A 25,672-nucleotide genomic window follows, 5' to 3' on the forward strand; every position below is an offset into this window, starting at 1 on the left:
AGGAGGAATTAATGTGTTAAATACAAGAGAGTACGAATTCTGGTTTGTTACGGGAAGTCAGCTGTTATACGGTGAAGATGTATTAAAGCAAGTGGAAGAGCATACGAAGACAATGGTAAACGGTTTAGATTCCTCGTCTTCTTTAAGCTATAAATTAAGATTTAAGGCGGTTGTGAAAGATGCTGATTCAATCAGAAGACTTGCTTTAGAAGCAAATGCTAATGAATCCTGTGCTGGTATCATCACATGGATGCACACTTTCTCTCCATCTAAAATGTGGATTGCCGGTCTTTCGGCCTTGCAAAAACCTTTATTGCATTTTGCTACACAATACAACAGAGATATTCCATGGGAATCCATTGATATGGATTTCATGAACCTTAACCAATCAGCACATGGTGACAGGGAGCATGGTTTTATTGGAAGCAGACTGCAACTGAACAGAAAGGTTATTGTCGGACACTGGGAAAATGAAGAAATCCGCGGACGAATCGGCAGCTGGATGAGAACTGCTGTTGCTTTCTCTGAAAGCAAAGCTTTGAAGATTGCTAGATTCGGAGATAATATGCGTCAGGTTGCCGTGACTGAAGGCGACAAAATTGAAGCGCAGATTAAGCTTGGCTGGACAGTGAACGGCTACGGCATCGGAGATCTTGTAGCGAAGATGAATGAAGTAACGGATGCAGACCTCGACGCTTTGATGGCCGAGTATGAAGAAAAATACGATATCGTACCAGCAGGTTTAGAGGAAGGCTCAATCAGAGACTCCATCCGCGAACAAGCAAAAATTGAATTAGGTATGAAAGCATTCCTGGAAGAAGGAAATTATACGGCTTTTACAACAACATTCGAAGATTTGCATGGTATGAAGCAGCTGCCTGGTCTTGCTGTGCAAAGACTGATGGAACAAGGCTACGGCTTTGCAGGTGAAGGAGACTGGAAAACAGCAGCGCTTGTCCGCTTAATGAAAATAATTGCCGGCAATGAAGGAACATCCTTTATGGAAGATTACACATATCATTTCGATCCAGAAAATGAAATGGTTCTCGGCTCACATATGCTGGAGGTATGTCCGACAATTTCGGCAACAAAACCGAAAATCGAGGTTCACCCGCTAGGTATTGGCGGCAAGGAAGATCCTGCCCGCATCGTGTTTGATGGAAGAGGAGGATTAGCATTAAATGCTTCTATCATTGACCTTGGCCACCGTTTCCGTCTGCTTGTAAACGAAGTGGATGCGATTCAGCCAGAAGAGGAAATGCCGAATTTGCCAGTGGCAAGAGTGTTATGGAAAACGCAGCCATCATTAAGCCAAGCAGTAGAAAACTGGATTCAAGCAGGCGGAGCCCATCATACATGCTTCTCTTATGTTGTATCAACAGAACAGCTTAGAGACTTAGCAGAATTAGTAGGTATTGAACTCGTTGTTATTAACAATGACACAAACTCTATTTCATTTGAAAACGAGCTGCGCTGGAATGATGTGTATTACCGTTTGAAAGGATAAGAAAATTCATCTATTAAGACGGAACAAAACAACAGCATGATAAGTCAGAACTTCCATGACAATTCTAGATTTTTTTAGAACAATGGAGGTTCTGACTTCAGCTCTTTTATCACAACGATAAAGATTAGCGGGAATGTTAACGAAGTACATATTCTGTAAGCGAATCAATAAGGAGGAGAAGATAGCATGGGGAATACGGTAATCATTAACGCGGACGTAAAAAAAGGAAAAATTAATAAAAATATTTACGGTCATTTTGCAGAGCATTTAGGCAGATGTATATATGAAGGAATATGGGTTGGAGAGGAATCGCCAATACCGAATACAAAAGGAATAAGAAATGATGTATTAGCAGCGCTAAAAAAAATTAATATTCCAGTCTTAAGATGGCCAGGCGGCTGTTTTGCAGATGAGTACCATTGGAAGGATGGAATCGGCCCAAGAGAAGACCGCAAACGAATGGTTAATACACATTGGGGCGGCGTCGTTGAAAACAACCATTTCGGAACACATGAATTTATGCTTCTGTGCGAGCTGTTAGGGACTGAACCGTATATCTGTGGAAATGTTGGCAGCGGCACTGTCCAAGAAATGTCAGAATGGGTAGAATACATGACATTCGAAGGAGAATCTCCAATGGCAAATTGGCGCCGCGAAAACGGCAGAGATGAACCATGGCAGCTGACTTATTTTGGCGTCGGCAATGAAAACTGGGGCTGCGGCGGAAATATGAGACCAGAATATTATGCGGATCTTTATCGCCGTTACCAAACATATGTCAGGAACTACGGAGATAACAAAATTTATAAAATTGCAGGCGGAGCAAATGTCGATGATTATAACTGGACAGAAGTGCTCATGAAAAATGCCGGCCACTTGATGGATGGGCTTAGCCTTCATTATTATACAATTCCGGGAGACTTTTGGCTTGGTAAAGGCTCAGCACTAGACTTCCCTGAGGATGAGTGGTTCATTACGATGAAGAAAGCCATTCATATGGATGAGCTCATTACAAAGCATGGCAATATTATGGATAAATATGATCCTGATAAACGTGTTGGCATGATTATTGATGAGTGGGGCACATGGTTTGATGTAGAGCCGGGAACAAATCCAGGCTTCTTGTATCAGCAAAATACGATTCGTGATGCACTCGTCGCAGCACTGCATTTTAATATTTTCCATCAGCATTGTGACCGTGTCCAAATGACGAATATCGCACAAACAGTGAACGTGCTGCAAGCGATGATTTTGACAGAAGGCGAAGAAATGATTCTTACGCCGACATATCATGTTTTTGATATGTACAAAGTCCATCAAGATGCTGAGCTTTTAAGTGTGGATGCGCAAATTGGCAGTTATGAACATAACGGAGAATCCCTTCCGCAAGTAAGTGTGACTGCATCGAAGGATTCTGCTGGCCAGGTTAATGTGAGCTTCTGCAATATCGATCATGTAAACGGCAGCTCATTCGAATTGGATTTACGCGGACTGACCGAGGCGAAAGAGGTGTCTGGTACAATCCTGACAGCAGATGCAATGAATGCTCATAATACATTTGATGCGCCAGAAACAGTTAAGCCAGCTGCATTTACAGATGTGTTAGTAAACGGAAGCAAGCTGTCTGTGAATATTCCACCGATGTCTGTAGTGACATTGGCTATAACAGGAGCTTAAAAACATGATGCAAAAGAATGCATGCAAGGGCTGTGTCGAGAGTGTAATAGTTTCAGAGGAAGTCATTGAGGAGCTGCTTAAAGAGGCAGCAGAAACACCGGAAAAGCTTGTGCTTGATTCAGTCTATCAAGAAAGGCTGAGCATTTGCCGAGACTGCACTTCTTTACAATACGGGACGACTTGTGCCTATAGCGGATGTATTGTCCGCTATAGAGCAAAGTTTAAAAGAAAAGCATGCCCGAATATCGGAAACCCTAAATGGTCTAAAGTTGTATAAAGCTTATCTTTAAAAAACTTTCAAGAAGAAAGGAAGTAAAGCACATGACAGCGAATAAAGCAAAGATGATTCTAGAAAAGGATTTTAAAGTTGGAGAAATTGACAATCGGATTTATGGCTCATTCATTGAACATCTCGGTAGGGCTGTGTATGGAGGTGTCTATGAACCGAATCATCCGGAAGCGGATGAGAACGGTTTCAGGAAAGACGTTATCCATTTAGTTAGAGAACTTCAAGTGCCCCTTGTCCGCTATCCAGGCGGTAACTTTGTGTCCGGCTATAATTGGGAAGATGGTGTTGGTCCTGTTGAAAGCCGCCCGCGCAGATTGGATCTGGCTTGGAGAACGACAGAGACAAATGAAGTAGGTACAAATGAATTCATGAAATGGGCAAAACTGGTAGGTGCAGATGTAAACATGGCAGTCAACCTTGGGACAAGGGGAATTGATGCTGCCAGAAATCTTGTTGAGTATTGCAACCATTCAGGAGGTTCCTATTACAGTGATCTTCGTGCTGCGCACGGGGTGAAGGAACCATACAATATTAAAACATGGTGCTTGGGAAATGAAATGGATGGTCCTTGGCAAATCGGCCATAAGACTGCAGCAGAGTATGGAAGAATTGCTCAAGAAGCAGCCAAAGTGATGAAATGGGTCGATCCGTCCATTGAGCTGGTAGCCTGCGGCAGCTCTCATCGCAATATGCCAACATTTGCAGATTGGGAAGCAACAGTGCTTGACCATACATATGACCATGTTGATTATATTTCCTTACACCAATATTACGGAAATCAGTCTAATGATGTAGCCAATTATTTGGCTTTATCACTCGAAATGGATGACTTCATCTCCTCTGTCATCTCGATTGCAGACTATGTAAAAGCAAAAAAACGAAGCAAAAAGAAAATAAATCTGTCCTTTGATGAGTGGAATGTCTGGTACCACAGCAATGAAAACGACAAGTTGATCGAGCCTTGGAGCATCGCGCCGCATCAGCTTGAAGACGTTTATAACTTTGAAGATGCTCTGCTTGTAGGCTGTATGCTGATTACGATGTTAAAGCATGCAGACAGATTGAAGATTGCTTGTTTAGCACAGCTTGTAAACGTTATTGCGCCAATTATGACAGAGGATAATGGGCCAGCATGGAAACAGACTATTTTCTACCCGTATATGCATACATCTGTTTACGGAAGAGGAGTATCCTTGAATCCAATTATCTCCAGCCCGAAATATGACAGTAAGGACTTTACAGATGTCCCATTTTTAGAATCAACAGCCGTATATAACGAAGAACAGGAACAGCTGACTATCTTTGCTGTGAATCGTCATTTAGAAGAAGGTCTCCTGCTTGAATGTGATATTCGCAATTTTGAAGGGTATCAAGTTGTCGAACATATCGTTTTAGAAAACGATGATATCAAGGCGGAAAACAGTGCCGAAAAACAGCGCGTAGAGCCGCATACAAATGGGAATGCCGAATATAAAGACGGAATTATTACAGCTGTTTTGCCAAAGCTGTCCTGGAACGTAATCAGGTTAGAAAAACGATAATGCGCTATTAAACTAATAGCTGCTAGCGGAAGGGATAGATTATATGAACATAACAGTAGAAGCATATGGGAAAATCGGCGATAAAGCCGTAGATCAATACAAACTGACGAATGATAACGGAATGGATGTTACGTGTATCAACTACGGCTGCATTATTACAAGCATAGTAACACCAGACAAAAATGGCAGCTTTGAAAATATTGTTCTTGGATACGATTCACTTCAAGAATACGAGCAGGATTCCTACTTTTTAGGAGCGGTTGTCGGCAGGATAGCAGGCAGAATTAAAGGAGCTGGTTTTGAACTGGATGGCAAGCAGTATACACTTGCCAAAAATGACGGAGCAAACCATCTGCACGGAGGAGTAAAGGGCTATAACAGAGTCGTTTGGCAAGCGGAGCCAATAGAAGAGGACGGGGCAGTTGGCGTTAAGTTTACTCATACAAGTCCTGATGGTGACGAAGGCTATCCAGGTGAGCTGAGGCTAACAGTATCCTACTTGCTCAATAATGATAACGAATTAAGCATTACTTACGCAGGTACAGCAGATCAAAAAACAATCGTCAATTTAACAAACCACTCTTACTTCAATTTAAGCGGAAATCTTAAAAGAGATGTCCTAAACCATAAGCTGACAATAGCTGCTGACCGTTTTCTGGAATTGGATGGAGAACTGATTCCCACAGGTGTCCTAGCAAACGTGGAAGATACAGTTTTTGACTTTAGGGAAGGACGACTTATTGCGTCTGGTGCTGAATCAAGAGATGAACAAATATCACTTGCAGGTGGCGGCTATGATCATCCATTCCTTTTGAATAAAGAGAAGACGGACGAAATTCTGTTAACGGAAGAAGAGTCAGGCAGAACTTTGACAATCAGTACAGATGAAGCTGGTGTTGTGTTATATACTGGCAATCAAATTGACGAGTCCAGCAGATTTTTTGAAGTTCCGGCAAAACGATACCATGGACTTTGCCTAGAAACACAAGGACTTCCAGATGCAATCAATCAACCTGAATTTCCGACATGGGTAATGGAGGCAGACGAGGAATTTAAAAGAAAAACAACTTACACTTTTGGAACATTATAATAAATAAACACGTGGACTTGGCGGGTGTTAGAGGAGGAGTTTGCAATGGAAAATTTTGTTGCCGAAATTCATGATCTATTTAAAACATGCAGCTGCGGAAATCATCATAATGACATACCGATTGAAACAATTATGGCAGAGAACGGAGCTCTGAACAAAGTAGCTTCCTTCCTGGCTGAAAAGTCTTTTGGCAGTCCGAAAATCGTTGCTGACAGCAATACGATGACTGCGGCGGGAGATAAATTGACAGAGCTGCTTAACTCAGCAGGTTTAGCGGTAACATCCTGTGAAGTAACTCCAGATGAGAACGGAGATGTAGTAGCAGATGAAAAGGCACTTGTTCAAGTGCTGCTTGAAACAGGGAGAAACAGCGATTGTATGATAGCAGTCGGTTCAGGGACAATTCATGATATTACCCGCTTTTGCAGCGCTACATTAAATATACCATTCATTTCTATACCTACTGCACCTTCCGTTGATGGATTTACTTCACTGGGAGCGCCGCTCATTGTTAGGGGTGTGAAGAAAACATTTCAAATGACATCACCTATAGCAGTATTTGCTGATATTGATGTCTTAAAAAAGGCACCGAAAGAGATGATTGCAGCAGGTGTCGGCGATATGATTGCCAAGTACACGTCTCTAGCTGATTGGAAGTTTGAGCGTTATGCAGCGGATGTTCCTTATTGTGAGCTTTCTGCTGAATTAACTCAGCTCGCATTGGATGAATGTGTTGCCAATATCGAAAAAATAGCGAAAGCAGAGGACGAAGGCATCACCATCTTAATAGAAAGTCTTATCAAGTCAGGCATCGCCATGCTTGTCTTCGGGCAATCACATCCAGCTTCAGGAGGAGAACATCATTTATCTCATTATTGGGAAATGGACCTTTTGAAAAACAATCGTCCCCAAGTCCTGCATGGAGCGAAGGTTGGCGTTACTACTATATTGTTAAGCTCCATATATAAGAGTGAGTTTCTTAATGAACTGGACAATATATTAGAGAATGGCGAAATACAAGAAAAGCATGGTAAAGTGTTGGCTAATTTAAGAGAGAATAAAGACAAAGTGAAAGAAATACTTGAAGCGATACCTGATCCTGAAAGCACTAAAAGGCTGATTGAAAATTTAGGTGGGCCAGTTTTGCCAAATGAACTAGGCATCTCGGAGTCATTAGTGCACGACAGTCTAAAACATGCCCACCATCTTAGAGACCGTTACACAGTCTTGAAGTTTTTGAATGTAGTGTTACAAACAGAGTATGATTTTGCGGCAAAAGCATAATACAAAAAAACCTGCTGTTTAAAACAGCAGGTTTTTTTGTATTATGAATGGTTAACTTTTGAATATCTATCCAAAACTGTTGTGAAAATAAGTACCAAGAATCATTTTCAATAAAAACAAAAATAAATAGAGGAAAACACCTTTATTTGTAAAATATTTAGGTTGGTAGACAATTTTTTCAGTATTTACAGCTCTTATTCACTATTAATAACAAAAATGCACCAGAGATAGACAGGAAACCTATCCTTTTTATCTCTTTATCTCCAAAAATATGAAAAAATAAAGAGGAAAACGGTTGACTGAAAGCGTTATCCGTATTATGATGTAATCATAAATTATCAAAACATAACCAAAACATAACAACAAGATGATGATAGTATGAATAAGTTTTCCCAATATATTTATGAACTGCAGTATCAGCAGACAGAATAAAGTGAGAAGGGAAGCAATACAATCAACTTATTAGCTGTTCAAACAGCCGAAATAATATCTGGAGGAGGAAATGAAGATGTCTACAGTTACAGCAGAAAAACTGAAAAACTATATTAATGGTGAGTGGGTTGAAAGCAATACTTCTGTTTACGAAGAGGTATTTAACCCTGCTACAAAAGAAGTCATCGGTCGTGTTCCTATTTCCACTAAGGAAGATATTGAGCAGGCAACAGAAGCTGCAAAGGCAGCATTTGAAAAATGGAAGAATGTCGCGGTGCCAAGAAGAGCTAGAATATTATTCAACTATCAGCAGCTGCTTATGAAAAATAAAGAAGAGCTGGCAAGGCTGATTACAATTGAAAATGGAAAAAACTTAACAGAGGCTTTGGGAGAAGTACAAAGAGGAATTGAGAATGTAGAATTTGCAGCAGGTGCACCAACATTAATGATGGGTGACTCACTTGCTTCCATTGCAACAGATGTTGAAGCGACAAACTATCGTTACCCAATCGGTGTAGTCGGCGGAATTGCACCATTCAACTTTCCAATGATGGTGCCATGCTGGATGTTCCCAATGGCAATTGCTCTTGGCAATACTTTCATCTTAAAGCCATCTGAGAGAACACCGCTGTTAACAAGAAGATTAGTAGAGTTGTTCACAGAAGCAGGATTACCTAAAGGGGTATTCAATGTAGTTTATGGAGCACATGATGTTGTAAACGGCATCTTGGAGCATCCTGAAATTAAAGCAATCTCTTTCGTCGGCTCAAAGCCGGTTGGTGAGTATGTTTATAAAAAAGGTTCAGAGAACTTAAAGCGTGTTCAAGCACTGACAGGTGCAAAAAACCATACAATCGTCCTGAATGATGCTAACTTGGAAGAAACAGTCACTAATGTTGTTTCAGCTGCATTCGGTTCAGCTGGTGAACGCTGCATGGCATGTGCTGTCGTTACAGTAGAAGAAGGCATTGCAGATGAGTTTATGGCTGCATTAAAAGCGAAAACAAGCAGCATCAAAATTGGAAACGGCTTGGAAGACGGTGTGTTCTTAGGTCCTGTTATCAGAGAGGAAAATAAACAAAAAACATTAGGTTATATCGAAAAAGGTATTTCCGAAGGCGCAAACTTGATTGCAGACGGTCGACAAAATGCTCCAGAAGAAGGATATTTCGTTGGACCAACAATCTTTGATAATGTCACAACAGATATGACAATCTGGAAAGAAGAAATATTTGCTCCTGTATTGTCCGTCATCCGTGTGAAAAACTTAAAAGAAGCGGTCGAGATTGCGAACCAGTCAGAATTCGCAAACGGTGCATGCCTATTTACATCCAATGCATCTGCCATTCGCTACTTCAGAGAAAATATTGATGCAGGTATGCTTGGCATTAACCTGGGAGTACCAGCTCCGATGGCATTCTTCCCATTCTCAGGCTGGAAGTCTTCTTTCTACGGTACACTTCATGCAAACGGCAAGGATAGTGTAGATTTCTATACTCGCAAAAAAGTAGTTACAGCAAGATATTTGGCACCGACTTTTGATTGATAGATAGAATGAGAGTTTTTGTGAATTTTTTGGCCTCGATCAGAGTGGAAAACTCTGATCGTAAGGCTTAAGGAGGAAAAACGTATGAGTCAACTGCTGCGAAAATTTCAGCATACGGAAGCAATCGATGGTGTAAAAGTTATTCATAATGTTACGCAAGAAAACTCCCCGCTAAAATATGTTGGTTTTAAATTAATTGAATTATCCCAAAATGCTCAATACAAAGAGACGCTCGGTTTAGAAGAATGCTGCATTGTTGCTGTAACAGGAAAAATTACTGTCAGTGACGGCACAGCTGTATTTGAGAATATCGGCACTCGAGACAGCGTGTTTGAACGGATTCCAACAGACAGTGTCTATGTTTCTAATGGGAATGAATTCACAATCTCTGCAAACAGCAGAAATGCTAGAGTAGCCCTATGTTATTCCCCTTCTGATGAGGCAAAGCCAACGAAGTTGATTAAAGCAGAAGAAAACAGTGTAGAGCATAGAGGGAAATTTAATAACCAGCGCCTTGTCCATAATATCCTTCCCGATTCGCATCCTGCAGCCAACAGCCTTCTCGTTGTTGAGGTCATCACAGAAACTGCGAATTGGTCAAGCTATCCGCCCCACAAACATGACCAGGATAATTTGCCAGAGGAATCATTTTTGGAAGAAACATACTACCATGAAATCGATCCAAGACAAGGATTCCTGTTTCAACGCGTATACACTGATGACCGATCATTAGATGAGACGATGGCAGTTGAAGATGGTGATGTAGTAATTGTGCCTAAAGGTTATCATCCTGTTGGTGTGCCGGATGGATATACATCTTACTATTTAAATGTCATGGCAGGACCGACAAGAATTTGGAAATTCAATAATGATAAAGACCATGAATGGATTTTAAACCGCTAAATTAGGAGGATGCTACCAATGAAATATGAATTCAATTCAGATAAAGAGTTTGACTTAATAGCAATCGGCAGAGCCTGCATCGACTTAAATGCAGTGGAATATAACCGTCCAATGGAAGAGACGATGACATTTTCCAAGTATGTAGGAGGATCACCGGCAAATATAGCAATTGGCAGCAGCAAACTAGGCTTAAAAGCTGGCTTTATCGGAAAAATTGCTGATGATCAGCATGGCCGCTTTATCAAGAGCTATATGCAAGGTGTTGGCATAGATGTTTCTAACATAGTGACAGACACAGAGGGACATAAGACAGGCCTTGCCTTTACAGAAATCAAAAGTCCTGATGAATGCAGTATCCTCATGTACCGTGATGATGTAGCAGATTTATATCTTGAGCCTTCTGAAGTAAACGAAGAATATATCAAAAGAGCAAAGCTGCTGCTTGTATCTGGAACAGCTCTAGCTGCAAGTCCTTCTAGAGAAGCTGTAATTAAAGCAGTCCAACTAGCTAAGAAGAATGGCGTTAAGGTAGCGTTCGAACTAGATTATCGTCCATATACATGGAAATCACAGGAAGAAACAGCTGTTTATTATTCTCTTATTGCAGAGCAAGCGGAAATTATTATTGGTACACGTGATGAGTATGATGTGATGGAAAACAGGAAAGATGGCCGTAATCATGAAACAGTGCAGCATCTTTTTGGCCAAAGTGCTGAATTAATTGTCATTAAGCATGGTGTTGACGGATCATACGCTTATGTGAAATCAGGTGATGTCTTCAGAGCGCAAGCGTATAAGACGAATGTATTAAAAACCTTTGGAGCTGGAGATTCCTATGCATCTGCCTTCTTGTATGCATTAATTTCCGGCAAGGAGATCGGCGAAGCTCTGAAATACGGAAGTGCGTCCGCTTCTATTGTAGTAAGCAAGCACAGTTCATCTGAGGCGATGCCGCAAGTGGAAGAAATTGAGGAACTGATTGCGAAAAATGAAAAGATTGAAGCATCAAGATAGGAGGCAAAAGAATGGAAACGATTCGTTTGACAACTGCACAAGCGCTGGTCAAATTTTTGAATCAGCAGTATATCCATGTTGATGGTAATGAGTTTCCTTTTGTAGAAGGAATCTTCAATGTATTTGGTCACGGAAATGTATTAGGAATTGGTCAAGCCCTGGAACAGGACCGAGGACATTTAAAAGTGATTCAAGGTAAGAACGAACAAGGGATGGCACATGCTGCTATTGCTTACAGCAAGCAAATGCTCAGACAGAAGATATTTGCTGTTTCCACTTCTTCAGGTCCTGGCTCAGCAAATGTTATTACGGCAGCTGCCACAGCGCACGCTAATAATATTCCTGTTTTATTTATTCCGGCAGACACTTTTGCATCAAGACAGCCAGACCCTGTTTTGCAGCAAATGGAGCAAGAGTACAGCATTGCAGTAACAACAAATGATGCATTTTTGCCAGTTTCCCGCTACTGGGACCGCATTACTCGCCCGGAACAGCTGATGTCAAGTTTGCTGCGCGCATTTGAAGTGATGACAGATCCAGGGAAGGCTGGCCCGGCAACGATTTGTATCGCTCAAGATGTCGAAGGGGAAGCCTTTGATTATGATGTGAAGTTCTTTGAGAAAAGAGTGCATTATGTTGACCGGAAAGCCCCTCATGAGCGTGAGCTCGACGGTGCTGTCAAGCTGATCCAATCCTCTAAAAAGCCGCTTATTTTAGTAGGCGGAGGCGCTAAATATTCAGAGGCAAGAGAAAGCTTAATCGCATTTTCTGAAAAATACAACATCCCGCTCGTTGAAACACAGGCAGGCAAATCGACAGTAGAAAGTGACTTCAAAAACAATCTTGGCGGTATGGGTATTACTGGTACTCTTGCTGCTAATAAAGCAGCAAAAGAAGCAGATCTCATTATTGGTATTGGTACAAGATATACCGATTTTGCGACATCCTCCAAAACGGCCTTTGATTTTGCTTCAGCTAAGTTTTTAAACATTAACGTAAGCAGAATGCAAACATATAAATTTGATGCATTCCAAGTCGTAGCAGATGCAAAAACAACACTCGACCGGTTATTCCCGCTTCTTGAAGGCTATGAAAGCGAATTCGGAAGCAGAATCGGCCAATTGAAAGATGAGTGGCTTGCAGAAAGAGAGCGATTAGGCAAGGTTGAATTCAACCGTGAAGCATTTAATCCTGAGATTAAAAACCACTTTTCACAAGAAATTCTGAATGAATATGCTAACGCTCTTAATACAGAGTTAGCCCAAACAACAGCATTGCTAACTATTAATGATAGTGTTGCAAAAGACAGTACGGTTATCTGTTCTGCTGGTTCTCTGCCAGGCGACTTGCAGCGCTTATGGCATTCTAGTACCCCGAACACATACCATCTTGAATACGGATATTCCTGTATGGGCTATGAAATTTCTGGAGCATTAGGTGTGAAATTAGCTGATCCATCAAAAGAAGTTTACTCCTTTGTCGGAGACGGAAGCTTCCTCATGCTGCATTCAGAGCTTGTGACATCACTGCAATATAAGCAAAAAATTAATGTTCTCTTGTTTGATAATTCAGGGTGGGGCTGTATCAACAACCTGCAAATGGATCATGGCAGCGGCAGCTTCGATTGTGAGTTCCGCGATGCTGATAATCAGATTATGAACATTGATTACGCTAAAGTTGCAGAAGGCTATGGAGCAAAGGTTTATCGTGCCAACACAGTCGAGGAATTGAAAGCAGCTATAGAAGATTCGAAAAAACAAGATATTTCTACCTTGATTGAAATGAAAGTGCTGCCAAAGACAATGACAGACGGCTATGACAGCTGGTGGAATGTTGGAGTGGCTGAAGCCTCTAACATGGAAAGTGTCCAAAAAGCTAATGACTCCAGGAAGGCGAAACTTCAAGAAGCAAAACAATATTAAAAGGGGAGAATGGGGATGGGGAATCAAATCTTATGGGGTATTGCACCGATTGGCTGGCGCAATGATGATATTCCCGAAATTGGTGCCGGCAATACGTTGCAGCACTTGCTTAGTGATATTGTAGTTGCAGGTTTTCAAGGAACAGAAGTAGGCGGCTTTTTCCCAGAACCGAGTGTCTTGAATAAGGAGCTTGGTTTGCGAAACTTAAAGATAGCTGGGAAATGGTTCTCAAGTTACATCATCCGAGACGGCATGGATTCAGCGGCAGAAGCGTTCCATGAGCATTGCAAATATTTACAAGAAGTGAATGCGTCTGTTGCTGTTGTGTCTGAACAGACCTACAGCGTGCAAGGCACTTCAGAAAATGTATTTTTGACAAAGCCCTTCTTTACCGATCAAGAATGGAGACTGTTGTGCAGCGGCTTGAATGAGCTCGGTAAAATTGCTGAAACTTATCAATTGAAGCTTGTCTATCATCATCATATGGGAACAGGGGTTCAGACATTAGCGGAAATAGACCGTTTGATGGATCATACAGATGCCAATCATGTACACCTTCTTTATGATACTGGCCATATATTCGTATCTGACGGAGATTATATGACATTGCTTATGAAGCACAGAGACCGTATCAAGCATGTTCATTTTAAAGATGTCAGAGAAAATGCGCTTACTGAATGCAGTAAGGAAGGCTTGTCCTTTCTGCAAGCCTTCCTTCGGGGCATGTTTACAGTACCTGGGGATGGCTGTATTGACTTTACAGAAGTGTATGCCTACTTGCTTGAGACGAATTACAGCGGCTGGATTGTGATTGAAGCAGAACAAGATCCCGCAGTCGCAAATCCTTTAGAATATGCTCTTATCGCCAGAAATTATATAAATAAGAAATTGCTTGTCCAAACATACACGGAAAAGGGGAATGTTGTATGACTACAAGCAAGGATACCCATAAAAAACACTTGAAGAAAATCACCATTATTTCAACATTCGGGGGGCTGCTGTTCGGTTATGATACAGGCGTCATAAATGGGGCCCTCCCCTTTATGTCAGAAGAAGATCAGTTGAATCTTACTCCCTTTACAGAAGGGCTTGTCACAAGTTCTCTCTTGTTCGGAGCTGCTTTTGGAGCAATGTTTGGCGGCAGATTATCTGATCATCATGGCCGGAGGAAGAATATTCTTTATCTTGCTATCTTGTTTATCTTTGCTACATTAGGCTGTACTTTTGCACCAAGTGTAGAATTGATGGTTACCTTCCGCTTCATTTTAGGTCTTGCTGTCGGCGGAGCTTCGGTAACAGTACCTGCTTTCCTGGCAGAAATGTCGCCTGCTGAAAACAGGGGAAGAATGGTTACGCAGAATGAGCTAATGATCGTATCAGGGCAGCTGCTCGCATTTACTTTCAATGCTATTTTAGGAAATACACTAGGTGATACAGCTCATGTCTGGCGATATATGCTTGTCATTGCATCCCTTCCTGCTGTATTTCTATGGTTTGGAATGCTCGTTGTCCCGGAAAGTCCGCGCTGGCTTGCTTCTAAAGGCAGAATCGGCGATGCACTGCGCGTGCTGCAAAAGGTAAGAGCAGAAGCAAGAGCACAAGCAGAACTGAAAGAAATTGAGAAATCGCTTGAAGATCAGTCTCAAATGAAAAAAGCGACTTTTAAAGATTTGAATGTTCCATGGGTTCGAAGAATTGTGTTTATTGGTTTGGGGATTGCTGTTGTACAGCAAATAACAGGCGTTAACTCAATCATGTATTATGGAACAGAAATCTTAAAGGATGCTGGTTTTGAGACAAGAGCAGCTTTAATAGGAAATATTGCAAACGGTATCATATCGGTTGTTGCTACGTTTGTCGGAATCTGGCTCCTAGGTAGGGTCGGCCGCCGTCCAATGTTGATTACAGGTCAAATCGGCACAACCATTGCCTTGCTGTTAATCGGAATCTTTTCTCTTACGATGGAAGGATCACCAGCATTGCCATATATCGTCTTATCCTTAACTGTAACCTTTTTAGCCTTCCAGCAAGGAGCTATCTCACCAGTGACTTGGCTCATGCTTTCGGAAATTTTCCCGCAAAGGCTTAGAGGACTTGGAATGGGAGTGACAGTGTTTTGCTTGTGGATCACGAACTTCTTAGTTGGCTTGCTGTTCCCTGTATTAATGGCAGGAATTGGACTGTCCACAACATTCTTCGTTTTTGTCGGATTAGGAATCATTGCGATTGCGTTTGTTAAGAAGTATTTGCCGGAAACAAAGGATCGCTCCTTAGAGCAATTAGAACAGGAATTTCGCAACTACGGGAAGAACCTCTCAGATGATGATGCAATACCAGAAGCGAAATAAGTTTTTTTGTAAGCGTATACCAAAGGATAGAAAAGAAACTAATCGAAAAGAGGATGAGAGATATGACATTGAATATCGGGGTAATTGGCACAGGTGCTATTGGGCGTGAACATATTAAAAGAATTACAAACACACTGTCAGGCGGAAAAATCGTAGCTGTTACAGATGTAAATCAAGAGTCGGCAAAACAGGCTGTTGAGCAATATGGTTTAGATGCTGTCGTTTATCCAGATGATGTATCATTAGTTGCAGCAAATAACGTGGATGCTGTTTTTGTAACAAGCTGGGGACCTGCCCATGAAGCAAGTGTGCTCGCAGCTATTAGTGCAGGTAAATATGTGTTTTGTGAAAAGCCTTTGGCAACAACAGCAGAAGGCTGCATGAGAATAGTAGAAGCAGAAATGAAGCATGGCAAACGACTAGTGCAAGTTGGATTTATGCGCCGTTATGACAGCGGCTATGTTCAGCTGAAAGAGGCAATTGATAATAAATTTATTGGAGAGCCATTATTAATTCATTGTGCTCACCGCAATCCGGAAGTTAACGAAATGTATACAACAGATATGGCAATCTCAGACACATTAATACATGAAATTGATGTTCTTCATTGGCTAGTAGATGATGACTATAAATCTGTGCAAGTTCTATTTCCAAGAAAATCTAAATACGCACATGAAAACTTAAGAGATCCACAAATTGTCCTATTAGAAACACATTCAGGCATTATCATAAATGTAGAAATCTCCGTTAATTGCCAGTATGGCTATGATATTCAATGTGAGGTAGTTGGTGAAGACGGGATTGTGAAGCTTCCTGAATTCCAAAGCATCACATACCGCAAAAATGCTACATTAGGTTCTAATATATTAGTAGATTGGAAGCAGCGCTTTCTTGATGCCTATGATACAGAGCTTCAGGATTTTATGGATTCTATTAAAAAGACTGGAGAACCAAACGGCCCGACAGCATGGGATGGCTATATCGCTCAAGTGACTGCAGATGCATGTATTAAATCCCAGCAATCAGGCGAAAGAGAAGAAGTTGTTCTAGCGGATAAACCAGATTTCTATAAAAAAGGATTATCAGCAGCAAGTCTATAATTTATAAGTATAAGTTTCTGCATGGTTGAGGGGATTTATTTTCCCCTCACAAGCATATTTATAATTTTCAAAGGGAAGAGGTTAAAAAATATGAGATTAGCATACGATCCATCACACTTTAGGGATAATACAGGTTTAAAGGAAACAATCGACAATGTAGCAAGACTCGGCTACGAATATGTAGAGCTTTCTCCGCGCAAGGATTTCATCTGGTTTTACGAATATCCAAAAGTTGATAAGCAGCTAATCAAGGATTTGAAGCGATACTGTTCAGATGCAGGGGTGAAAATTTCATCTGTTTTGCCTGTACAGCAATGGTCTTCCCCAAATGAATTAGAACGGCAGGCTGCTGTGAGGAACTGGAAACGATGCATTGAAATCACATCTGATTTAGGTGTTGATTTAATGAACAGTGAATTTGCCGGCGATAAAACCCGCCCAACCGAAAGTGAAGCATCCTTCATTCGCTCCATGGATGAGCTTATGCCTATTTTCGAAAAGGAAGGAATTGCCCTTAATCTGCAATCACATCCTCATGACTTCATTGAATTGAATATTGAGGCTGTTCGAATGATTCGCGCGTTAGATAAGGATTGGATTAAGCTTGTTTACTCTGTGGCACATGCTTTCTTTTATGATGACGGCATCGGCGATATCGGAAAACAGCTGGATGAGGCAAAGGACTTGCTGGCACATGTATTGATTGCAGATACGCTGAACCATAAAGCAGCATTTGGCTTGCGCTATATCGTCAATCCGCCGAATGCTAATGTGACTGTTCATCAGCACTTGAACCCAGGCGAAGGCGAAATTGACTTTGATACACTATACCGCAAGCTGAGAGAATTCAATTTCAACGGCATTATCACAAACTCTGTTTTTGCTTATCCGGATAAACCAGATTGGTCCAATGAAGTGACATTGAGATCCATTAAAGAAGGATTAGGATTATCAGCAGTTAAATAAGGAGGATTGTCAGAATGAAAATAGGATTAAATCAAGGGACAACATTGGAAAACTCAAGCTTAGAGAAGGATTTAGAGCTTTGTGAGAAATACGGCTATGACTATATAGAAATCAGATCAATCGACCAGCTGAAAGACTACTTAAAAACACATACACTTGAAGATTTAGCCCAGTACTTTCAAACTCATCATGTAAAGCCGCTCTCATTAAATGCACTAGTGTTCTTTAATAATCGCACAGAGGAAGAATATGCAGCATTGCGTGAAGAGTTTCAGGAAATGCTTGAGATTTCAAAAGTAATTAATTGTAAGAATATTGTTGTAGTACCGCTTGTTTCTGAACAGAAAATTCTGCGTAAAGACATTATCAACAGCAGTGTCGAGACTTTACGAGATTTGTCTGACTTGGCAGAGCCATATGGAGTGAAACTAGCAATTGAATTTATCGGCCATCCACATGCCACTATCAACACATTGGAATTCGCCAATGAAGTGGTCAAGGAAGTCGACAGACATAATGTTGGCATCGTGTTTGATACATTCCAATATTATGCGATGAATTCTACGCTGGAAAGCTTGAAAAACACAGATTCTGAAAAGATATTTATCTTTCATATTAATGACGTCGAAGATTATCAGCCTGGTATTTTAATGGATGTTGACCGAGTATGGCCAGGGCATGGAGCCATTGATTTAGACAGCATTATCCCTATCTTAAAGAATAAGGGTGTAGACCATGTGTCTGTTGAACTCTTCCGACCAGAATACTATCAGCTTGATGCGGAAGAAGTTATCAAGACTGCAAAGGAAACAACACTTCAAGTGCTTGCTAAGCATTTTGAAGCGGAAAAAGCTCTGTAAGTTTTAGGGGGAAAATAAATAGATGGAGGTGTAGCAATGGCGATTGTTTCGATGCATGATATGTTGAGAAAAGCGAAAGAAGAAAAGTATGCTGTCGGTCAATATAATATGAACAGCTTTCAGTGGGTTCAAGCAATTCTGCAGGCAGCAGAAGCTGAGCAAGCACCTGTCATTGTTGCCGCTTCCGACCGGTTAGTTGATTATTTGGGAGGCTTTAAAATAATTGCAGCAGGTGTATCTGCATTAGTAGAAGAATTAGAAATCACTGTGCCTGTAGCTCTCCATTTAGATCACGGCAAAAGCGTAGCAAGATGCAAGCAAGCGATTGATGCAGGCTTTAGTTCAGTCATGATTGACGGCTCCCATTCACCTATTGAAGAAAATATCAGGATGACAAGAGAAGTCGTTGATTATGCTAGGAACTTTGGTGTTTCTGTCGAAGCAGAGGTAGGAACGGTCGGCGGAAATGAGGATGGTTTAATCGGAGGTATTTCCTATGCAGATCCAAATGAGTGTTTGCAGCTCGTCAATGAAACTGGTATTGATGCACTGGCAGCAGCATTAGGATCTGTTCATGGACCGTATAAAGGAGAGCCAATCCTTGGCTTTAAGGAAATGGAGCATATTTCTCGGATTACAAATGTTCCGTTAGTCCTGCATGGCGGGTCGGGAATTCCGCTCCATCAAATCCAAAGATCGATTGAACTAGGTCATGCAAAAATAAACGTTAATACAGAATGTCTGCAGGCATGGGCTCAGGCTGTACGAGAGCTTCTCGTCCAGGATGACAAAGTATATGATGCGAGAACGATACTTGCACCTGGGCAAGCAGCAATCATAGCAACGGTGAGAAGCAAAATGAAAGAATTCGGAACAAGCCGGAAAGCTGTAAAGCTCGAAGCGTAAAGGAAATATGTAAATATTGGATGAAGACAAAGCTTATTGTGAAACCTAATCACAATAAGCTTTTTTGATTTTGTCAGAAGAAATCAAAAATGAAAACGCATTATTTTTTAATTGACAACATGTATATACATGTTATCATAAATATATAACCTGTATATACAGGGTTCATAAATGTAAATAATGGCGGTGTATATAGATGAATCAAACATGGTGGGAAAAGGCAGTTGTATATCAAATATATCCGAAAAGCTTCAATGATACTACTGGTAACGGTGTCGGTGATATTCAAGGCATTGTGGAAAAATTGGACTATTTGCATGAGCTTGGTGTAGATGTCATATGGTTAACACCAATTTATGCTTCTCCTCAAAGAGATAATGGCTACGATATTAGTGATTATTTCTCCATTCATCCTGAATACGGGACAATGGAGGATTTCGATGTATTGCTGAGTAAGGCTCATAAAAAAGACATTAAGGTTATTATGGACATTGTCGTGAATCATACGTCAACAGAGCATGAATGGTTCAAACAGGCGGCTTCCTCGAAAGATAATCCGTATCGAAATTATTATATTTGGAAAGACGGTAAAGAAGATGGAAGTGCACCGAATAATTGGCAGTCAAAGTTTGGCGGAAATGCATGGCAATATGATGAAAAAACAGGGCAGTATTATCTTCATTTGTTTGATGTCACACAAGCTGATTTAAACTGGGAAAATGAAGAAGTTCGCCATAAAATCTATGAAATGATGAACTTTTGGTTTGAGAAGGGCGTCGATGGCTTCCGCCTTGATGTTATCAACTTAATTTCAAAAAATCAGCAATTTCCAGATGACAATGTGGGGGACGGAAGAAGATTTTATACCGACGGACCAAGAGTGCATGAATTTATTCATGAGATGAACAAGGAAGTCTTCTCAAAATATGATTCTATGACAGTTGGCGAAATGTCATCTACAACATTAGAGCATTGTATTCAATATTCCAACCCGACACGGGAAGAGCTTAGCATGACTTTTAATTTTCATCATTTAAAGGTTGATTATCCGAATGGAGAAAAGTGGGCGCTGGGCGATATGGATTTCCTTTCCTTAAAGAAAATATTATCTGATTGGCAGACAGGCATGAATAAAGGCGGAGGCTGGAATGCGCTGTTTTGGTGTAATCATGATCAGCCCCGGGTCGTTTCAAGATATGGCAATGATCAAAAATACCATAAGGAATCAGCGAAAATGCTTGCTACAGTCATTCACATGATGCAGGGAACGCCTTATATTTACCAAGGAGAAGAGTTTGGGATGACAGACCCTAAATTCGATTCTATTGAAGATTACCGGGATGTTGAATCAATCAATATGTTTCAACTATTAAAGCAAGCGGGAAAAACAGAAGAGGAAATCCTCGAAATATTAAGACGTAAATCTCGTGATAACTCAAGAACTCCTGTACAATGGAATGCAGAGGCAAATGCTGGCTTTACAACAGGAACACCGTGGATAAATACAGCTAGAAACTATCATGAAATAAATGCAGAAGCAGCCTTAAAGGATTCTGATTCGGTCTTCTATCATTACCAAAAGTTGATATCATTGAGAAAAGAGTACGATATTGTTACAAATGGCGATTATGAGCTATTGCTTCCAGATCACCAGCAGCTTTTTGCATATGTTCGTTCCAATGATAACGAAAAGCTGATTGTGGTTAATAATTTTTATGGAGAGCCTATTTCATTCGAATTGCCTGACACATTAGAGGTTGAAGGTTATACAAAAACCATGCTGTTATCTAATTACTCTGACTCAAAAGAGGATCTAGAAAATATCGAATTACGTCCTTATGAATCAATTGTGTTTTATTTAAAGAAATGACGTTCGTCCTAAATTCATGGAGGTGCTAGTATGTTCAAAAACCTGTTTAAGAAAAACCAGTCAAATGCAGATGAGAATTCCTTTATTCTTCCATTAGAAGGAAGACTTCTTCCTATTGAAGAAGTGCCAGACCCAGTCTTTTCCCAGAAAATGATGGGAGACGGTGCAGCCATTGATCCAACAAATGGCACACTAATCTCACCGGTTAATGGAACAGTTATTAATGTTTTTCCTACAAAGCATGCCATTAGTCTGTCAGATAACAACGGCAGAGAAATTCTCATTCATGTAGGATTGGATACAGTTACTTTAAAAGGGGAAGGCTTCACATCCTTTGTTACGGACGGTCAAAAAGTGAAGCAAGGTGAGAAATTAATGGAAATAGATTTTGAGGCAATTAAGGACAAGGTGCCGTCTGTTATTACACCAATTATTTTCACAAACCTAAAGGAAAATGAAAAGGTAGTTATAGAGGATAACCAGATAAAAATTGTGTAATTGATGCGGGCATGGAGAATTCTCCATGCCTTTTTTTATAGTCCGCCTCACATGACAGTACGATTCAGATTCGTATATACTTAGTTTACAAGATAAAAAGCAAGTGAGGAGAGGCATATGAACAGCATCTTATTTGATTTGCATACACACCATGACAGATGTGGCCATGCAATTGGTAAAATCGAAGAGTATATTCAGGCAGGGATTGAGAAAGGGCTGCATTATATTGGCATATCAGATCATTCTCCCTTGTTCTTTCATAAAGAAGACCAGCCGTTTCCACGGTACTCCATGGGGAAAAGTGAGTTTGTTCACTATGTGGAAGAGGTCCTAAAGCTGAAGGAAGCCTATAAGGACAAAATTCATGTTCTGCTTGGAGTGGAAAGTGATTATTATCCACATCTTCTTCATATGTACAAAAAAGAATATGATAAATATCCATTTGATTATATTATCGGTTCTGTTCATTATGTGAATGGAAAGAGTATTTTTGATAAAAGCAGATGGCCAGGGCTTACTGCGTCACAGCAAGTTCAAGAGAAGGAAGATTATTACCGATTAATTCAAGGATCAGCCAAAAGCGGTGTTTTCCAAATCCTTGGTCATATTGATGCAATGAAAGGTTATTATCCTGCCTTTTCAGCCATTGAAACACCAATCTTAGATGAGACACTGAAAATTATTGGCGAATCAGGTGTATCCATTGAAGTGAACACATCAGGAAAAATGAAGGATGTGGGCGGCTGGTATCCAGCTGATGACATGTTAGAACGTGCCTTTTATTATAATGTCGATATAACATTTGGATCCGATTCTCATCATCCTGACCGAATCGGCGATGATTTGTTCGCTGTCCAGAAGAAGCTGAAACAGATTGGATATCAAGAAATGGTCTATTATGTTGGCCAGAAAAGGCAAACAGCACCACTATAAAAGAGAGAGGAATGCAGAACAACTGCATTCCTCTTTTTTATTCAAATGGATAACGTATACCCCATTGATTGCGAACATCTGTCATAATTTCCATCACATCAACCGTTAATGGCAATGTGCTTTCCTTTTCTTTTTCTGCAACAAATCGCTCCATATCTTCAATTTCATAATGCAAAGCTTTACTGCTCTCGCCTGCTTCCACCGTTTCTTGTGCACCATCTAAATAATGAATGGTTGCCTTATCGGCTCTAGGAAAATCAGGAACCATGATATAGCCGTTGTCGCCAGCGATAATGCCAAGCTTTTGTGTTCTGGCTCTCATTGCAAGTGTGACGACAGCCATTTCGTCTTCTTTGTTTTTTAGGATAATTCCTGACTGTTCATCTGCACCTGTTGAATATTTATTAACGGTTGTCAGAATCTCATGAGGCTGGCTTGAAAGAAAGGATCTAGCAAATGAAAGAGCATATGTACCGATATCAAGCAACGCCCCGCCTGCCAAATCCATATTAAAATAACGGTTTGTAGGATCATCTTCCTTAGAGCTGCCAAACAGCACATTAACCATTTTCAATTTGCCGATACTGCCTGAAGTGATCCGATGACGCAATTCTTTATACAGCGGCATATGGTAAATAGTCATTGCTTCTGCTAGTACAAGCTGTTTGTCTGCAGCTAGCTTTACTGCAGCAAGAAGCTGCTCAGAGCTAACCGTAATTGCTTTCTCACAAAAGACATGTTTATTGTTTTCTAGGCTTTTCATAATGAATTCATAGTGGTTTGAGTGCGGGGTTGCAATATAGACAACATCTATTTTGTCATCGTGAAGCATTTCCTCATAACTTCCGTATGCCTTTGCAACATTATATTGCTTTGCAAACTGCTCTGCTTTTTCTAATGTTCGTGAACCGACTGCATAGATGCTCCCGTGCATGTCATTTAACGCTCTTGCAAAATCAGCAGCGATACTGCCAGGTCCAAGGATTGCCCAATTTAATTTTTTCATCTACTGTCACCTCTTAAATAGTTTCATAGCCCGAAACCTATATAGAATAATTCCCTATATTATTCCATTGTAAACCATTTACGTAAGTGATTACCAATCCTGTAACTTGAATTTTAAACGAAATATTATAACTAATTTGTACATTATTTGCAAGAATAATAAATTTTATAAAGTGCTAATGTTTAAGGTAGAGTTGGACGATAGAGCAAGTAGGGGAGATAAATATAAAATGAGGAGCGAAAGGCATGAAAGTGATAAAAAACAGTAAATTTCTATTAAAATATTAATGATCATTATATTCAGTGCTATATCATTAATTACAGTCGGAATTTATGCTATTAATGGTATGAAAAACATGGCTGACGGATCTGAAGAGATGTATAATGACCGCCTAATACCAAACACATGGGTGGCTAAAATAGTAAGCGACGATCAGGCGACAGATCGGTTTGTTTTAGAGCTGATGTTAAATGAGGATGACTCAAGAAATAGTCAGCTTAATGAAATGTACAAGAAAACAACTGACGAAATAGATCAGTATGTAAGCAAATTAGACCAGCTGGATTTGTCTTCAGAGGAACAGACAGCGCTTGATCAATATAAACTGTCACTGACTGAAATCAGTGAAACAACAAATGAAGCTTTAGCATTAGCATTGGACAATAAAAATGCAGAAGCATATCGTCTTTATTCTGAAGAAGTAATAAGAAAACGGGAAGAAATGACAGATTTGCTCGAATCATTACAAAAGGCAAATGAAGACCAGGCAAGTAAAATCGCACAGGAAAACAAAGATAATTACAGTACAACGCTTGTGCTTTCCATCAGCATTATTGCGGTATTTCTAGTGCTGTCTGTATTATTCGGTCTCTATATTTCACGGACAATCACAAATCCAATTAAAAAGCTAAAAGGTTTAATGGAAAGTGGAGAAAATGGCGATTTCTCTCAAAGATCTGACTATGCATCGAAGGATGAAGTAGGCTCTCTGTCTTTAAGCTTCAATAGTATGGCTGACGGAATCAAAGAGCTTGTGGAAACAATCGGTGAAACATCTCAAGCTCTCGCTTCCTCTTCTGAGGAATTAAGTGCAAGCTCAGAGGAAAGCAGCAAAGCGAGTGAGCATATCTCAGAGACGATTCAGGAGCTTGCATCAAGCTCAGAGAATCAAATGAGATTAATGGCATCAAGCTCAGAGGGAATTAACAATGTAACGGCAAGCACGGAAAAAATCTCCGAAAACGCAGAAAAAGTAGCGCAAACAGCCTCCTCTACAGCTGAAGCGTCAAAAGAAGGGCTGCAAAACATTGAGGAAGTAACAGCTCAAATGAATTCGATTAATACAAATGTTGGGAACTTAGCTATGTCTATTGATACGTTGGAAGGACGTATTAAAGAAATCGGCGAAATCACAAAGGCAATTACGGACATCTCTTCACAGACAAACTTGCTTGCACTTAATGCAGCTATTGAAGCTGCAAGAGCAGGAGAGCAAGGCAAGGGCTTTGCTGTAGTAGCCGATGAAGTAAGAAAGCTGGCTGAACAGTCTGCCCAATCTGCAGAGCAGATCACAAGTCTTATCGGTCAAATTCAAGGGGATACAAGAGTTACGATTCAATCTATGTCAAGTGCAAAAAATGAAGTTGATTTAGGCTTAAACATTGTAAAAAATGCAGGAGAATCCTTCGGTAAAATAGAAGTGTCTGTTCTGGACTTAGTCAGCTTGTTTGAGAATGTGTTCATTTCATTGAAGGAATTGAAGGAGAATACAGAAGTTATTAATGTATCGGTAATGGAAGTAAACAGCATGGCAGGGGAAGCGGCAGCAAATACTGAAAATGTGTCCGCTGCGACAGAAGAGCAAGTGGCGTCAATGGAAGAGATTGCAGCATCGTCGTCTTCTCTAGCAAATCTTGCCGAAAGCTTGCAAGAACTTATCCGGAAGTTTAAAGTGTAAATCACGTATCCCCTAAAAAGGCA

General features: G+C 40.5%; 21 protein-coding genes. 20 read left to right on the plus strand and 1 reads right to left on the minus strand.

Annotated elements, in window-relative coordinates; translation table 11 throughout:
- The first annotated feature begins 13 nt into the window (after window positions 1-13).
- From araA to L8T27_RS05205, 19 genes are all read left to right on the plus strand, one after another.
- Complete coding sequence (gene araA / locus L8T27_RS05115) at window positions 14-1,507, plus strand: L-arabinose isomerase (RefSeq protein ID WP_233317170.1); 1,494 nt, start codon at window positions 14-16, stop codon at window positions 1,505-1,507.
- Window positions 1,508-1,693: 186 nt separating this feature from the next.
- The gene (locus L8T27_RS05120) at window positions 1,694-3,184 is read left to right on the plus strand and encodes an alpha-N-arabinofuranosidase (protein WP_233317169.1); all 1,491 of its coding nucleotides are present in this window, start codon (window positions 1,694-1,696) and stop codon (window positions 3,182-3,184) included.
- Window positions 3,185-3,188: 4 nt separating this feature from the next.
- Window positions 3,189-3,461, plus strand: coding sequence for a DUF6171 family protein (locus tag L8T27_RS05125; protein ID WP_233317168.1), 273 nt, complete (start codon window positions 3,189-3,191; stop codon window positions 3,459-3,461).
- Between the two features lie 44 nt (window positions 3,462-3,505).
- Entirely contained in the window at window positions 3,506-5,014 is a 1,509-nt protein-coding gene (gene arfA, locus L8T27_RS05130; RefSeq protein WP_237941011.1) for an arabinosylfuranosidase ArfA, read from the plus strand.
- A gap of 43 nt (window positions 5,015-5,057) precedes the next feature.
- On the plus strand, window positions 5,058-6,104 hold the full coding sequence (locus L8T27_RS05135) for an aldose epimerase family protein (protein ID WP_233317166.1): 1,047 nt from the start codon (window positions 5,058-5,060) through the stop codon (window positions 6,102-6,104).
- A 45-nt stretch (window positions 6,105-6,149) separates the two neighbouring features.
- Window positions 6,150-7,388, plus strand: a complete 1,239-nt coding sequence (locus tag L8T27_RS05140) for a sn-glycerol-1-phosphate dehydrogenase (RefSeq protein WP_233317165.1) — start codon at window positions 6,150-6,152, stop codon at window positions 7,386-7,388.
- A gap of 508 nt (window positions 7,389-7,896) precedes the next feature.
- Window positions 7,897-9,366 carry a methylmalonate-semialdehyde dehydrogenase gene (gene iolA, locus L8T27_RS05145; RefSeq protein WP_237941012.1) on the plus strand — a complete coding sequence of 490 codons (1,470 nt, stop codon included), beginning with the start codon at window positions 7,897-7,899 and terminating at the stop codon, window positions 9,364-9,366.
- Window positions 9,367-9,450: 84 nt separating this feature from the next.
- A complete protein-coding gene (iolB, locus tag L8T27_RS05150; protein WP_233317163.1) occupies window positions 9,451-10,269 on the plus strand; it encodes a 5-deoxy-glucuronate isomerase in 819 nt (272 codons plus the stop codon).
- An 18-nt stretch (window positions 10,270-10,287) separates the two neighbouring features.
- Window positions 10,288-11,283, plus strand: a complete 996-nt coding sequence (gene iolC / locus L8T27_RS05155) for a 5-dehydro-2-deoxygluconokinase (protein WP_233317162.1) — start codon at window positions 10,288-10,290, stop codon at window positions 11,281-11,283.
- An 11-nt stretch (window positions 11,284-11,294) separates the two neighbouring features.
- Complete coding sequence (gene iolD / locus L8T27_RS05160; protein ID WP_237941013.1) at window positions 11,295-13,205, plus strand: 3D-(3,5/4)-trihydroxycyclohexane-1,2-dione acylhydrolase (decyclizing); 1,911 nt, start codon at window positions 11,295-11,297, stop codon at window positions 13,203-13,205.
- A 15-nt stretch (window positions 13,206-13,220) separates the two neighbouring features.
- Complete coding sequence (iolE, locus tag L8T27_RS05165; RefSeq protein ID WP_237941015.1) at window positions 13,221-14,135, plus strand: myo-inosose-2 dehydratase; 915 nt, start codon at window positions 13,221-13,223, stop codon at window positions 14,133-14,135.
- Entirely contained in the window at window positions 14,132-15,553 is a 1,422-nt protein-coding gene (locus L8T27_RS05170; protein WP_233317159.1) for a sugar porter family MFS transporter, read from the plus strand. The genes iolE and L8T27_RS05170 overlap by 4 nt, the downstream gene beginning before the upstream one ends.
- Window positions 15,554-15,615: 62 nt before the next feature.
- Window positions 15,616-16,653 carry a bifunctional inositol 2-dehydrogenase/D-chiro-inositol 1-dehydrogenase gene (gene iolG, locus L8T27_RS05175; RefSeq protein ID WP_237942257.1) on the plus strand — a complete coding sequence of 346 codons (1,038 nt, stop codon included), beginning with the start codon at window positions 15,616-15,618 and terminating at the stop codon, window positions 16,651-16,653.
- A gap of 90 nt (window positions 16,654-16,743) precedes the next feature.
- Complete coding sequence (locus tag L8T27_RS05180) at window positions 16,744-17,619, plus strand: sugar phosphate isomerase/epimerase family protein (protein WP_233317157.1); 876 nt, start codon at window positions 16,744-16,746, stop codon at window positions 17,617-17,619.
- Between the two features lie 14 nt (window positions 17,620-17,633).
- The gene (locus L8T27_RS05185; RefSeq protein WP_233317156.1) at window positions 17,634-18,479 is read left to right on the plus strand and encodes a sugar phosphate isomerase/epimerase family protein; all 846 of its coding nucleotides are present in this window, start codon (window positions 17,634-17,636) and stop codon (window positions 18,477-18,479) included.
- Between the two features lie 36 nt (window positions 18,480-18,515).
- Window positions 18,516-19,385 (plus strand): class II fructose-1,6-bisphosphate aldolase, encoded by an 870-nt coding sequence (fba, locus tag L8T27_RS05190; RefSeq protein WP_237941017.1) that lies wholly within the window; start codon window positions 18,516-18,518, stop codon window positions 19,383-19,385.
- A 196-nt stretch (window positions 19,386-19,581) separates the two neighbouring features.
- Window positions 19,582-21,255: an alpha,alpha-phosphotrehalase gene (gene treC, locus L8T27_RS05195; protein ID WP_237941019.1), complete on the plus strand. Its 1,674-nt coding sequence runs from the start codon at window positions 19,582-19,584 to the stop codon at window positions 21,253-21,255.
- A 30-nt stretch (window positions 21,256-21,285) separates the two neighbouring features.
- Window positions 21,286-21,753, plus strand: coding sequence for a PTS sugar transporter subunit IIA (locus tag L8T27_RS05200; RefSeq protein WP_282581423.1), 468 nt, complete (start codon window positions 21,286-21,288; stop codon window positions 21,751-21,753).
- Window positions 21,754-21,870: 117 nt separating this feature from the next.
- Window positions 21,871-22,686, plus strand: coding sequence for a histidinol-phosphatase (locus L8T27_RS05205; RefSeq protein WP_233317153.1), 816 nt, complete (start codon window positions 21,871-21,873; stop codon window positions 22,684-22,686).
- A 37-nt stretch (window positions 22,687-22,723) separates the two neighbouring features.
- Here the strand turns inward: L8T27_RS05205 and L8T27_RS05210 are convergent, their stop codons facing one another.
- The gene (locus tag L8T27_RS05210; RefSeq protein ID WP_237941021.1) at window positions 22,724-23,692 is read right to left on the minus strand and encodes a Gfo/Idh/MocA family protein; all 969 of its coding nucleotides are present in this window, start codon (window positions 23,690-23,692) and stop codon (window positions 22,724-22,726) included.
- A 280-nt stretch (window positions 23,693-23,972) separates the two neighbouring features.
- On the opposite strand from L8T27_RS05210, the gene L8T27_RS05215 reads away from it, so the two are divergent.
- A complete protein-coding gene (locus L8T27_RS05215; RefSeq protein WP_349238809.1) occupies window positions 23,973-25,649 on the plus strand; it encodes a methyl-accepting chemotaxis protein in 1,677 nt (558 codons plus the stop codon).
- Window positions 25,650-25,672: the final 23 nt, after the last annotated feature.

It is taken from the genome of Niallia sp. Man26, assembly GCF_022049065.2.
GTDB lineage: Bacteria > Bacillota > Bacilli > Bacillales > Cytobacillaceae > Niallia.

Coding starts and splice junctions, on each gene's coding strand:
- L8T27_RS05120 (WP_233317169.1), top strand. CDS start 1,694: ATGGGGAATACGGTAATCATTAACGCGGACGTAAAAAAAGGAAAAATT.
- L8T27_RS05125 (WP_233317168.1), top strand. CDS start 3,189: ATGATGCAAAAGAATGCATGCAAGGGCTGTGTCGAGAGTGTAATAGTT.
- arfA (WP_237941011.1), top strand. CDS start 3,506: ATGACAGCGAATAAAGCAAAGATGATTCTAGAAAAGGATTTTAAAGTT.
- L8T27_RS05135 (WP_233317166.1), top strand. CDS start 5,058: ATGAACATAACAGTAGAAGCATATGGGAAAATCGGCGATAAAGCCGTA.
- L8T27_RS05140 (WP_233317165.1), top strand. CDS start 6,150: ATGGAAAATTTTGTTGCCGAAATTCATGATCTATTTAAAACATGCAGC.
- iolA (WP_237941012.1), top strand. CDS start 7,897: ATGTCTACAGTTACAGCAGAAAAACTGAAAAACTATATTAATGGTGAG.
- iolB (WP_233317163.1), top strand. CDS start 9,451: ATGAGTCAACTGCTGCGAAAATTTCAGCATACGGAAGCAATCGATGGT.
- iolC (WP_233317162.1), top strand. CDS start 10,288: ATGAAATATGAATTCAATTCAGATAAAGAGTTTGACTTAATAGCAATC.
- iolD (WP_237941013.1), top strand. CDS start 11,295: ATGGAAACGATTCGTTTGACAACTGCACAAGCGCTGGTCAAATTTTTG.
- iolE (WP_237941015.1), top strand. CDS start 13,221: ATGGGGAATCAAATCTTATGGGGTATTGCACCGATTGGCTGGCGCAAT.
- L8T27_RS05170 (WP_233317159.1), top strand. CDS start 14,132: ATGACTACAAGCAAGGATACCCATAAAAAACACTTGAAGAAAATCACC.
- iolG (WP_237942257.1), top strand. CDS start 15,616: ATGACATTGAATATCGGGGTAATTGGCACAGGTGCTATTGGGCGTGAA.
- L8T27_RS05180 (WP_233317157.1), top strand. CDS start 16,744: ATGAGATTAGCATACGATCCATCACACTTTAGGGATAATACAGGTTTA.
- L8T27_RS05185 (WP_233317156.1), top strand. CDS start 17,634: ATGAAAATAGGATTAAATCAAGGGACAACATTGGAAAACTCAAGCTTA.
- fba (WP_237941017.1), top strand. CDS start 18,516: ATGGCGATTGTTTCGATGCATGATATGTTGAGAAAAGCGAAAGAAGAA.
- treC (WP_237941019.1), top strand. CDS start 19,582: ATGAATCAAACATGGTGGGAAAAGGCAGTTGTATATCAAATATATCCG.
- L8T27_RS05200 (WP_282581423.1), top strand. CDS start 21,286: ATGTTCAAAAACCTGTTTAAGAAAAACCAGTCAAATGCAGATGAGAAT.
- L8T27_RS05205 (WP_233317153.1), top strand. CDS start 21,871: ATGAACAGCATCTTATTTGATTTGCATACACACCATGACAGATGTGGC.
- L8T27_RS05210 (WP_237941021.1), bottom strand. CDS start 23,692: ATGAAAAAATTAAATTGGGCAATCCTTGGACCTGGCAGTATCGCTGCT.